Origin of the sequence: Desulfitibacter sp. BRH_c19, assembly GCA_001515945.1 — a bacterium.
GTDB lineage: Bacteria > Bacillota > DSM-16504 > Desulfitibacterales > Desulfitibacteraceae > Desulfitibacter.
In genome coordinates, this window is sequence record LOER01000023.1 from 152,244 (window position 1) to 165,006 (window position 12,763).

At 38.4% G+C, this 12,763-nt stretch carries 9 protein-coding genes and 1 pseudogene; 1 reads left to right on the plus strand and 9 read right to left on the minus strand.

Features of this window, described 5'->3' with window-relative positions; all coding sequences use genetic code 11:
* Nucleotides 1–26 precede the first annotated feature (26 nt).
* The 7 genes from APF76_13530 to APF76_13560 form a co-directional block, all read right to left on the minus strand.
* Nucleotides 27–1,673, minus strand: a complete 1,647-nt coding sequence (locus APF76_13530) for a hypothetical protein (protein ID KUO51654.1) — start codon at nucleotides 1,671–1,673, stop codon at nucleotides 27–29.
* A gap of 177 nt (nucleotides 1,674–1,850) precedes the next feature.
* Nucleotides 1,851–3,302 (minus strand): hypothetical protein, encoded by a 1,452-nt coding sequence (locus tag APF76_13535; GenBank protein KUO51655.1) that lies wholly within the window; start codon nucleotides 3,300–3,302, stop codon nucleotides 1,851–1,853.
* 272 nt (nucleotides 3,303–3,574) lie between these two features.
* Nucleotides 3,575–4,744 carry a hypothetical protein gene (locus tag APF76_13540; protein KUO51656.1) on the minus strand — a complete coding sequence of 390 codons (1,170 nt, stop codon included), beginning with the start codon at nucleotides 4,742–4,744 and terminating at the stop codon, nucleotides 3,575–3,577.
* A gap of 1 nt (nucleotide 4,745) precedes the next feature.
* Nucleotides 4,746–5,453: an ABC transporter ATP-binding protein gene (locus APF76_13545; GenBank protein KUO51657.1), complete on the minus strand. Its 708-nt coding sequence runs from the start codon at nucleotides 5,451–5,453 to the stop codon at nucleotides 4,746–4,748.
* Between the two features lie 11 nt (nucleotides 5,454–5,464).
* Nucleotides 5,465–6,619 (minus strand): hypothetical protein, encoded by a 1,155-nt coding sequence (locus tag APF76_13550; GenBank protein ID KUO51658.1) that lies wholly within the window; start codon nucleotides 6,617–6,619, stop codon nucleotides 5,465–5,467.
* A gap of 21 nt (nucleotides 6,620–6,640) precedes the next feature.
* Entirely contained in the window at nucleotides 6,641–7,219 is a 579-nt protein-coding gene (locus APF76_13555) for a hypothetical protein (GenBank protein KUO51659.1), read from the minus strand.
* Between the two features lie 292 nt (nucleotides 7,220–7,511).
* On the minus strand, nucleotides 7,512–8,942 hold the full coding sequence (locus tag APF76_13560) for a hypothetical protein (protein ID KUO51660.1): 1,431 nt from the start codon (nucleotides 8,940–8,942) through the stop codon (nucleotides 7,512–7,514).
* A gap of 471 nt (nucleotides 8,943–9,413) precedes the next feature.
* On the opposite strand from APF76_13560, the gene APF76_13565 reads away from it, so the two are divergent.
* A complete protein-coding gene (locus APF76_13565) occupies nucleotides 9,414–10,490 on the plus strand; it encodes a hypothetical protein (GenBank protein KUO51661.1) in 1,077 nt (358 codons plus the stop codon).
* 14 nt (nucleotides 10,491–10,504) lie between these two features.
* Here the strand turns inward: APF76_13565 and APF76_13570 are convergent, their stop codons facing one another.
* Both APF76_13570 and APF76_13575 read right to left on the minus strand, forming a co-directional pair.
* Nucleotides 10,505–11,161 carry a hypothetical protein gene (locus APF76_13570; protein ID KUO51662.1) on the minus strand — a complete coding sequence of 219 codons (657 nt, stop codon included), beginning with the start codon at nucleotides 11,159–11,161 and terminating at the stop codon, nucleotides 10,505–10,507.
* Nucleotides 11,162–11,173: 12 nt separating this feature from the next.
* Nucleotides 11,174–12,763, minus strand: a pseudogene (locus APF76_13575).

Below are 12,763 nucleotides of genomic sequence, written 5' to 3' on the forward strand. Positions count from 1 at the left end.
TATACCTCTGCAATTCCTCCAGCCAGTTACTGACTATTCTTCAAATCTTGATCAATATACGCCCATTTAAATTCTTGGTAGCTAGCCACCACAGGTACATATACATCCTTAACCCAGGGCTTATACATGTTGACATTGGTATAGAAGTATATAGGGATAATCGGCATGGCATCCATTAAAATATCCTCAGCATCATGCATGGCTTTAATCCGAACATCCGGATTATCATCGCTCTTGGCGACGTTAATCAATCTATCGAATTCCGTATCATTCCAGTTGGTATGGTTATTTCCGCTGCCGGTCATCCACATATCAAGGAAAGTCATAGCATCCACATAGTCAGCCAACCAACCAGCCCGGGCTACCTCATAATCTCCCACTTTACGAGTATTTAGGTATACACCCCATTCCTGATTAGTGAGTTTGGCATTGATGTTTAAATTCTTGTTCCACATTTCTTGGATAGCTTCGGCTATCTTTTGGTGATTATCGTGAGTATTGTACAAAATAGTAAACTCTGGGAAGCCTTCGCCGCCTGGGAAACCAGCTTCCGCCAGCAACTGTTGAGCTGTTTCAACATCATTATCCTTCAAGTAGTCTCCGCCAATTTCCCGAAAATCATCACCAGGTTTAGCATCAGGCAGGCCAATGGGTACAACGGCAGTACCAGGTGCTTCGAATCTCTGGGTTACATTATCAATGATGGATTGACGGTCAATGCCTAAAGCTAAGGCTTTGCGCACCCGTACATCATCAAATGGTTCCTTGGCAGTATTAATCAGGTAGTAATAGATGCCCAATTCCGGATATAGAGTTGCTGTACCTTCATCTAACAAACGACGAGCATCAGTAATCGGTGGATCTTCCGCAATATCAATCTGTCCAGCTTCAAACATGCTCAGTTCGGTATCTTGTGATTCCACCAAAGTAATAACTACCTTATCTAGTTTAACTGTATCTGCATCCCAGTAATCTGGGTTCTTAACTATCTCAATTTTGCTATTATGCTCCCAACTGACAATCTTGAATGGACCATTGCCAACCAAGGTTTCCATATTGAGATGCCAACCATCTGGGTCACTTTCCACTACTTTTTGATTAACCGGGTACAAGCTAGGGAAGGAAGCTAGGCTCACGAAATAGGGAGTCGGTGCTTCTAAAGTAACTTCCAAGGTGAATTCGTCCAACGCTTTAATACCAACATCATCGGCATTTGCTTCACCATTGGTGTAGGCTTCACCATTTTTCACATACCAGAGCTGGTAAGCATACTCAGCAGCCATTTCCGGGCTAAGTAAACGTTTCCATGAATATACAAAGTCTTCGGCAGTTACAGGATCGCCATTGGTCCAAGTGGCATCTTCCCGTAAGTGGAAAGTATATACCAGACCATCGGGGGAAACATCCCATGATTTTGCCATACCTTCAGACGGTAGGTTGTCTTTATCCAATCTGGTCAAGCCTTCGAAAATAGCCGTTTGAACGGTTGCTTCGGGGACTCCGGTTGACGGAGCCGGGTCTAGGATTTCCGGTTCAGCACCTAAGTTGTAAACCAGAACAGCTTCCTCTTTAACATCATCCTCCTGAACTTCTTGGTTTTGACCACAGCCTATAAATATCAGACCGACAGCTAACAAAACCACTAAAACTAACATAAGTTTCCAGTTCCTCATTTTTTAACCTCCTCAAAAATTTTAACAATATCCTCCATACATAACTTCCTAGCTAACTCCTGACTATCACCTCCCTTACAAAATCAAAAACTCATATTGCAGCAAAGCAGTTTAACCAGTAAACTCGATAACATTAATTAACAAAAATTTATCATTAAAATTTATTTTATCGTCTTCCTATTTAAAAACGAACTGTCCAGCTCTGATGAGCTGTTGTCCGTCTATTGCTACATCAACTGGTTCCAATACCAGAGGCAGGTTTAGTGCCGACTGGTTTTTCCCGCCGAACATCCGGTTTTCCCCCATGGATAAGTGTACTCGCCCAAAGGCTTTACTGTCATAGACCTGGTAGCCTAATGGTTCCAATATTTTAGGGTTTAGACCGATGCCCAATTCCCCAATGCGGTTACGATCATCATTTCCGCTAAACAGCATCTCTCTAATTAAATTTTCTTTTTCAGCTGCCTGGATTCCAACTAGCTTACCCCCAGCAAATTTCAGCTCAACACCGCTGATACGTTGTCCGTTATAATATAAAAAATTACAGTACATCTTACCTTCCGCCGATGTTTCCACAGGGGCAATACTAACTTCACCACAGGGCAAATTAATAAAGGGTCTGCCATCAGCCAAATCCTCTGCAGAAATAATGCCGTCTTCTACCATGCTGGAGCGGTCAGTAATACTCAGTTTTAGACAGGTTCCTCGATCCGAAGACAAAACGACCTCTTGACCTTTATCCAAAACCGAGGCAATTCTACGTCCTAGAGTACCTATTCTGTCGTACTCTATATCCATGCTGTACCAAAAAATATCATGAAAATGAACAAAATTTACACCTATGGCTGCTGCCTGATTATTAGTCGGATATCCAACAAAGGCCCATTTAATCCCTCTTTCAGTCCGCTTGTTACGCACTTTAGACCAAGCCTGGCGTAATAGTTCAACTCTCTTAGGATCAGCCTGCTTCAATTCTAGAGGGTCAACCACATGTTCTAGCATTACCATGGTGTCAACCTTATCTAACCAATCCACTAGATAATCCATACTATTAATCAAATATTTTTCTGGCATTTCCTGGAGCATTTGTAGCTTCATGAAAGGAGAAACTATCTGCAAATGCGGGTTCGCTCCGGCACGAAAAATGTGAAGACTGATGGCTTCCGCCAGTTCCGACTGGAGAGTGCTTCCCTGAATATAGACCACTTCACCGGGTTGAATAGCTAGGCATGTACTGACCATTGTTTTGGCCACCCGTTCTATATCCACTTTCAGTAATTCGTGACGTCGCCACGAGAGAATGTCCCGGGTAACGGTGTGTAAAGCTGCAGCCTCATTTTCCTGAAAAAACTTTCCTAATGCTTGATCTATGTAAAAATTGTAAGCTACTGCCCTGTAATATTTCTCTAAAATGCCCTTTTTTTCAATGGTTTTCACTAGCTGGATTAACCCATACTTTTCCAGTTCCTTGACATGGTAATGGATCTTGGCAGGTGTGTCTTGCAGCATCCCTGCTATTTGTTGCACCGTCGCCCGTTGACAAATGAGATGCTCCAGAATCCGCAACCTTTGGGGATCTGAAACCGTCTTTACTGTAGCTAAATCTCTCAAGAAATAAATGTCTTTCATTGCGGTCCCCTATCTAATCTTAGGTATAATCTACCAAATCTCTATACTAAGTAATCTATTCTATAGTATCAGGATACAGACCAGTAATTCCGGCGCAGTCTTTACTGGAGGTTCACAAAAATTGGCGGACCAATTATACCAATATATCCTAATCCAGAATATTCTAATAACTATTTATATTTATTTCTCTAGATATTTCCATATTCCTCTTTTTTTTCCTTCAATAAAAAAAATTAGGCGATTAGCCTAATTTTAGGTGTTTCTGTAAGTTTCTATAAATAATTAAGAGCTTTTACTGGATCCAGATTAGCAGCCCTAACTGCTGGATAAAGACTTGCGAGTACTCCTACTAATACTGTTAAGACCAGCACCCATAAACCCACCAGAGGATTCCAGACTATACTTGTTTGAATATCAGCTATTACAGGTGCTGCAAAAACAGCTAAAAGCATTCCTAAGAGATACCCACCTGCTCCTGATACAGCACTTAGAATTCCAGCTTCATAAAAAATTACTGACATGATATGCTTTTTCCTAAAACCATATGCTCTGAAAATACCAATTTCCCAAGTTCTTTCTTTTACAGAAGACATCATTGTGGTACCCATAATTAAAGATCCTATCACAATAATTACTATAGTTACCATAAATGAAATCTTTGCAAAATGCTCTACCAAAACTCTTCTTCCTTCTGCTGCATCCTGCACTCTTGTACCTGCTAAGGTTGTATCTATTTTACTTAGCTCATCAATCAACGAATCTGCAGCCTCTATACCCTTATTACCAGGGAAAACCAACTCAACCATGCTTAATAGACTTTCATTGTCTGTTAGACTTTGTAATTTCTCTAGGTACAGGTATAATAAATAATCTTCTTGGGAGCCTAATTCATCTAATATCCCTGCTACATTAAACTTTTCATCAAATATAATGAAAGAATCTCCAACGTCTACTTCCAGATTATCTGCTAAATGCCTACCTAGAAGAACTTGATTTTCTTGAACAGGGAGCCCACCCGATACCTGCCAGTATCCTTTTACATTTACCTCATCAGCAAAATTAATACCTATTGATAATACAGATATTCCTTCATCCGTTACCCCGCTTGATACTAATTTTGGTGAAACTGTAGCCACCGTTTCATAAGATAAAAGTTGTGACAAAGCAGTTAGTTTTTCGTCAGAAAACAAATTGGGACCTTCTCCAATGTCCTCTGCCACAGTTATTCCTCGATAGGATAAAGAAAGCTTCTCTTGGCCTTCTGTAATAAGGATTCGTGTTCCTACCTTATCAAAATGATCCTTTAGTTCTGATTCCATAGCAGTAGTAATTGAAAATAGGGTTACTATAGTAGCAGTACCAATTAACATTCCAAGCATAAGAAAGATATATTTTATTTTTCTTACTTTTAGGTTAGCTAATGCTATATTTATCAGGCTCAATTTATGATAACCCTGCCCTTTCGTAAGAATCTTCCTTTTCTATTTCACCGTCTTTAATAAAAACAGCTCTTTTAACAAAATCTAGGTTCTCCTTATTGTGAGTAACCATTATAATCGTATAACTTTCTTCATTTACCTTTTGAAATAATTCCATTATTTCCAAGCTAGTTTTAGCATCGAGAGCTCCTGTTGGTTCATCTGCAAACACTATAGGAGGGTCATTTACAAGGGCTCTAGCTATTGCTACCCTTTCCTGCTCCCCACCTGACAGCTGATTTGGTAGCCTATTAAATTTATTCCCTAAGCCTACCTTTTCTAGCAAAGTTTTAGCTTTTTCTGTCTGTTCCTTGCTGGATTTAGCACCAATTGCAAGGGGAAGCATAACATTTTCTACAGCAGTCAAATATGGGATTAAGTGAAATTGTTGAAACACAAATCCCATATAAGTGCTTCTAAAGTCAGCCCTTCTTTCAGTAGGCAATTTATAAATATCTATATCATCTATTAAAACCTGTCCCTGAGTTGGTGGATTAAGGGCTCCCAGTATTGTTAAAAGGGTGCTTTTACCAGAACCCGAAGGACCCATAAGTGCTACAAATTCTCCATTTTCTATTGTAAGATTAAGACCATTTAAGGCGTTAACCTGTTCGCTGCCACTTGCATATATCTTTGTTAGATTCTGGACTTCTATTAAATCCTTTTTCCCCATATTTCAACCTCCTAAATGTGGCGTAGGGCTTCCACAGGATCAAGCTTGGCTGCTTTTACAGCAGGGTATGCACTAGACAAAAGACTTATAATTAGTGCCAGGACAATCGTAACTCCAGCAAACAAAAAGTCCCACCCTATAGCAACTTCCATGCCAGCGGCACTAGCTGCTAAAACCCTTGCAGTAATGGTACCTGCAATATACCCAATAACACCACCAAGCAAGCCTAAGATTAGTGCTTCTGTAAGAAATATTTCTATAATACTACTCTGCCTAAAACCTATTGCCCTAAATACACCTATTTCCTTTGTTCTTTCTTTTACGGAACTAATTACTGTAACTAGGATCAAAAGAGATCCTATTAAAAAGACTACAAAGGCTACAGCCGCCGAGAATTTATTAAACCTATCCACTACCGCTGCACGAGCCCGTACAGCCTCACCTAGAGCGGTAGCTTTAGCACCGGGTAATGCTTTATTAATATCCATAACAATATCTTCAATGGGGCATGTGTTACAGTATGCAGCCACTTCAATTAAAGACAGGCTATCCTCTCTATCTGCTAATCTTTGTGCAGCTAAGAGCTGGATGAAAACAAGACCATCCTCCTCACTTCCTTGTGGGTCAAGCACCGCAGAAACATTAAAAATTTCCCCTTCAATATCTATGGCATCACCAGGTTTAAGACCTAAGATTGTTGCCACATCTGAACCTAACAACACATCTATTACCCCTCTAGGCTTTTCCCCTTCAAAGCTCCACCAAGGTTTTAAAGCAAATTCCATTGGGAAATCTACTCCCATAGCAACAATCCTTTGTCCTGAAATTGTCAAAGGAGTTAAAAGCTTCGGTGCTACTGTAGCTATATTCTCACCATTAGGAATGGTATTAATAGCAATGATATCACGATTTACTAGGTATTGCTTCTCCTGGGTGCCACTCACCCTCACCCCTCCATATGAGAGATTGATTTCCTTAGAATCAGGAATTACCATGATGTTTGCACCTATTTCGTCAAAGCGATCTGCTAATTCCACATTCAAGGAGCTTGTAGTAGTGTAAAGAGTGACTATGGTACCTACTGCCAAGATAATTCCAAGTACCATAAATAGCGCTTTGGCCGGGCGTCGTTTTATATTTTTTAATGCTATGGAATCAACCCTCATTAAACTTTCACCTCGTTGCGCTTAGTCCCTTGGAATCCATGACCTTATATCGTTCTCACTAATAACAATATTGCCATCGTCTACCTGGTAATCAATTTCTTCAGGAGGATAGTTCAAACATCCCCCAGAAATTCCGTCTAATGTAGCTAAATCCCACTTCGTATTACAACTATCACATATAATTTCTTCACCTTTAATGTGAAAGCTTTGAGAACGGCATGGTTCACAGAAAGATATGGCAGTAACCAATCTTCCTGTTGGGGAAATATATGACATTAATGGCAAGCTAAAGTCATCCTTATCATATTCGGTATAGATAAATTCATTTTCAGTCACATAGTCAAGGGGGATAATTGCTTTTCCATCCTCTACTGTAAGTTCTATGCTTTCTTGGGTCAATATTTTGCCAGAATAATCCACAGCCTGCCCAAAGTTATAGTCTCCACCTTCCCATCTAACTTCACTTGGGGCATCACCAGACATTTTAATATAAGCTCCCACAGCAAAAACTATAAGAACTATAAGTACTCCAATAACAACCCTGTTTCCACCTGTCTTCTTGTTTTTTCTTTTCATAAATTCCTGTTTCTTTTGCGACATATGAAATCCATCCTCCTTTTTTCAATCAAACTAAAAGCCTTTTCCTAGAACCTTATGATAACATTAGCTAGTCCACACTCCAAAACTTTATAGCAGGTAATTAATCCTGCCCTTGGGTTAGTGACTAGAAGCTTCCACTTTCACACCTCCAAAATTATACATTATCATAGCAAACAATTGTGTCTTTTTTGTGTATTTTCATAAAGAAAAAGACAGCCGTTTTTTAATTTAAACGGACTGCCTTTTTTATTCTTTTTTTGAATTTTTTCTATTACCTAAGTTTAATAAGCAATTAGTTAACGGTAAGAAAAACTTGTGTATAATATATATCCTTTCCTTTAAATGCTCCCACCCCAAGATGGGTATTTCCTTCTAGTAAGATAGCGTCTCTATGACCTTCACTATTCATCAATGCATGCATTGTTTCAGCAGAATTAATAGTATTCATGGCTATATTTTCTAGAACATCCTGAAAAGCAATATTAGCTTCTCTTACCCTATTCCTAGGTCCTTTTCCGTCAGGAGATATGTGGGCAAAGTAGTTTCCATCAGACATATCTTTACTGTGCGCATAAGCTACTATAGCTACATCATTATGCCACAAAACTGGATCTAAACCTTCCTTAACCCTTAGGGAATTTGTCATATCAAAAATTTGTCTTTCTAAAGACCTATTTATGTCTGTCTGCATTCTAGCTGAGGGTTGGGGTAAGCCTAGTTGAGGCTCATCTCCAAGGTATGTATAATTATAGTCTATAATTGGATTATCACAAGTCATCATAAGCTTGTGATATACTTCTATTCCTGATACTCTATTATCGTCAAATTCATCAATATAATAAACTACAACACTATCACCTATTACTGTGTGAATTTTATTACTCCTTGTATGATTATTTGCCAAATAAACAAGAACATTACCCTCAAAAAATTCTAATGGCGGAAAATCGCGGGTGTCAACCTTGGACTCTAATACTGCCTTATTATCACCTATTGCAACCCCTTGGGCATCTTCAGAAGAAGAATTTGTATATATATACATTAGCTCTCCATTATAAAAACCAAAAAGATAATAATCATGATAATTATAATGATATGTCCAGGTATCTAATCCCATAAAACCAATTTCCTTGCGATTAGGTTTACCCATGACATATTCGACCTGATGATCTTTGTCACCAATACTTATCCTTTGTAGATTATTTTGCTGAAGGCGACTTCTATCAGCTAGTGCCACTATGATTGTAGCCCTCTCCTGAGAGGATTGCCCCTTTGTAAATACACTTGCGAGATAATTTCTACCATCCCATGCAATTTGGTATCCTAATACTTCACTTACAAACCTTAAAGGAACCACTATTCTATTATTATTTGTTAATCTAGGAGCAACATCTACTGAAGTAGTAACCCCATCAACCTTCACGTAATTGCTTCCCAGCCACATTTCTACTACCCTATTATCTATCTCAATTACAACTGTTTTAGTCACGCTATTCCAGGTGGTATTAGCTCCAAGAAAATCAGTTATGACTCTTAATGGGACAAGTACCCTCTCGTTCTGTATAAATGGAGGCTGGTCACCTGGGTTTATGATAACCCCATCAACCGCAATTTTAACTGGCATATTTGCAGAAGCACTTTCCTCAAAAAACACTATTTGAAATGAAGTAATCACTACAAGAAGTATTAAAGTAGTACATATAATTCTCTTAATCTCTGCCATTATCTAACCTTCTCTCAAATGCAAAATGAACTTATGTTTATATACTATACTATTACCAATTATTCCTGCATTTTTTCTGTATTTAATAATAACTGAACATCTATTAACTCAGGAAAAACAATTTCTTAGCGTTAAAATAAATTCTGTAAAAAAATAATTTATTTTAAATAAAAAGAAGGAATTTATTTCTTAATGTAGAAGACTTTATGTACAAAATAGAAATATATCGAAATTACGCTTAAATGCTAGTAATAAATTAATAAGGGGTAAGGATTAATATCCTGACCGACAAAGGCAAACTTACTGAAAGGTAAGGACGCAAAGCCGTGGATCTAAGGTTCATTTGAACTATGATCGCCAGGTTACCGAAGACAGGGGATTTTTATTTTACAACAGTTATACTTTGGAAATGCAGAGTATGCAGGAAAAAACGGAAAGAATTGTCGGTCCCTCACACTTGGAGGGATTGTTTTGTTTAAAGAAATTATTAAACCTGTTAGAAACCTGGGCTTAAAAGGTATTTTGATTATACTCATTGCTGTACTATCTATTACACCATTAGCTGGTGCTAGTTCTAGCACAGCTTCTGCTGTGCCTGATCAAACTGCAATAATTGAACCAGCTCAGCCAAATGGAATATCTGAATCATTCTACAGAAATATCCAGACAAAAATAGAAGTTGCTAATACTAGTAATCAGATCTCAAAAAATGTACGTATACAGGTTCCATTAATAAGTATTGACTCTAATTACCAAGAAACAATAACCGAATCCTATAACATGACACCCATTGAAATGGTTGATGAAGTCCAAAATTCTCGTAACGGTATCTTTACAATAGATTCTATTGCACCTGGGAAAACTGAAACAATAGTAATTGACTATAATATATTAGTTAATCCTGTGTATAGTTTAACCACCCCAGCTAACATAACTGAAACCTATGGTGACTTGGGATATGAGTCAACTAAGAACTTAGAAGAGTATCTTCAACCATCTGAGAAAATTGAAAGTGATAAATCAGCAATCAAGAATAAAGCATCAGAACTTACTAAAAACTTAACTAGTGATTTGGAAAAATCTCGTGCAATATTTGCTTATGTTAAAAATCATATTACATACAATCTAGACTCACCAAACAGAAATAAAGGTGCTATGAGTGCATTGACAACAGGTGAAGGTGTATGTGAAGATTATGCAGCATTATTTGTAGCACTTTCTAGAGCTGCTGACATTCCTGCAAGACAGGTTAATGGTTATGCTGACCCTAAAGTTCTTGGTGATGTTTGGAACGTAAAAAATGGACAAGCAGTTTCTCTTAGAAACTATAGACATAGTTGGGTTGAATTCTATATCGAAGATATTGGCTGGCTTCCAGCAGACCCAACCTTTAGCCCAAAAAATGACCCTTCTAAATATTTTGGCTACCTCCCTTACACAAGCCACATAGCACAGAATTACATTGATCATTCACTACGAGTAAGCCACCAAGGTGAAAATGGTGGCCTAAAAGTGAATTGGCAAGAAGATCTTGTAAGTAAAAACTGACATTCGCCCGAATGTCAGTTTTTATTTGCTTCAATTAAATACGCCCTTACAATTAACCTATCATACTCCCCATCTCTAGGTCTTATAACCGGATCACAGGTGGTAAGTGTTAAAGCCGGCGTAGGAGTTGGATCGATTACACTCCAATCCGTACTGTTAGTAATATATACCTCATCTACCTGGTAAATATAGTTTTTACCCCTGTACGTTAAATATATTTCATCTCCATTTGTCAACTTATCTAAGTGCCAAAAGGGAGATCCATAGGCATTACGATGTCCTGCAATGGATACATTTCCTGTATCCGGATAACCACTTTGTGGATAAAAACTAGGACCAGTTCTTAAATCCGCATCTTCAATTCCATAACCTACTGCAAGGCTTAATTCTATGTCTGGTATCGTTAAGAATCCTTCATCTGCTATTAGTTTATCTGGAAATCTTTCAGGAATTACCTTTACGTGATCCTCAATTAGCATAACGTAGGAAAGCTCATCTGGTTTGTCTTCCCAGTACCAGGCAGTACTTGCCTTTTGTTGCCCTAATACAAAATATCTGTAATAGGCATTCTCTAAGAAAGGGAAAAGGGCCAGGGAAACCCCAGCGATTATCAATACTGCACCTATCCAAGATAGAATTCGCTTAAGGTTTCCTGCCCTTTTATGTGTCATTACTCATTCATCCTACTTTCTGCCGTATCTTCTTAGGAATAATCCTCCACTTGTTAACATTATACCACTTAATGCAAGAGCTAACATTCCACTTCCACCAGTCTTAGGAAGTTCAGGCTTAGCTGCAGGTTTTTCTAGAACAATCTCTACTACTTCTGGTTCAGGCTGTGTTTCAGGTTCTTCAGGTACTATCTCAATCTCTTGAACAGTTGGTTGCTCAGGGTCAACCTTTAGGACTGTAGGTGTTCTAGGGGTTCTAGGGTTGCTGCCGGTAGTCCTAGTATTTGTTATGGTGTAGGTAGTATCCTCATTTGGTTCAAAGCCGTCTCCTAAGTCACCAGTTGCACTCCAATTTGCTACATTATTTATCCCAGTTTCTTTTATGCTAAAGATTGTTCCTGGTGCTATTTCAAAAGTAGTTTCGTCTATATCTAATTCTAAAGTTGCTAGTATTTCATCTTCTTCGCCAGGAATGTAGGCTTCTACCTTCCATCCAGAAGGTCTGCTAGAAGAATTGCTTACCCATACTTTTTTTAATGTTATTGTGATATCTTGGAGTTCTTCTCTTGTATTTGTTACTGTTACATAGGTAGTCTCATCTGCTACTACACTAAATGCTCCTGCTGGACTGTAAGTGGCTGTGTATCCGGATGGTCCTCCGCTTTCTACTACTGTATAATTTGTTCCTGGAGTCAAGTTTCCAAAGGTTACTTCTCCATTACTATCTGTATTCTGTGAACTTCCTACTTGAACCTCACCTTTATATAATGTAAAGGTTACTCCTTCGGGGCTAGTTTCATCTGTATATGATTTGGTAACTTGAACGCTTCCTTTTATAACAACTGTATCTGGTGCGTTTGATACGCCTATATTAGTTGTTTGATCTGCTACTACTTCAAATGCTCCTGCTGGATTGTAAGTAGCTGTGTAGTTAGATGGTCCTCCACTTTCTACTACTGTATAAGCTGTTCCTGGAGTCAAGTTTGTAAAAGTTACTTCTCCATTACTATCTGTAGTATCTTGTCCTACTTGTACTCCGTCATCATATAATGTAAAGGTTATTCCTGATAGGTTAGTATTTCCATCAGTAAATGTTTTCGTTACTTTAACGCTTCCTTTTATAACAACTGTATCTGGTGCGTTTGATACGCCTATATTAGTTGTTTGATCTGCTACTACTTCAAATGCTCCTGCTGGATTGTAAGTAGCTGTGTAGTTAGATGGTCCTCCACTTTCTACTACTGTATAAGCTGTTCCTGGAGTCAAGTTTGTAAAAGTTACTTCTCCATTACTATCTGTAGTATCTTGTCCTACTTGTACTCCGTCATCATATAATGTAAAGGTTATTCCTGATAGGTTAGTATTTCCATCAGTAAATGTTTTCGTTACTTTAACGCTTCCTTTTGTAACAACTGTATCTGGTGCGTTTGATACGCCTATATTAGTTGTTTGATCTGCTACTACTTCAAATGCTCCTGCTGGATTGTAAGTAGCTGTGTAGTTAGATGGTCCTCCACTTTCTACTACTGTATAAGCTGTTCCTGGAGTCAAGTTTGTAAAAGTTACTTCTCCATTACTATCTGTAGTATCTTGTCCTACTTG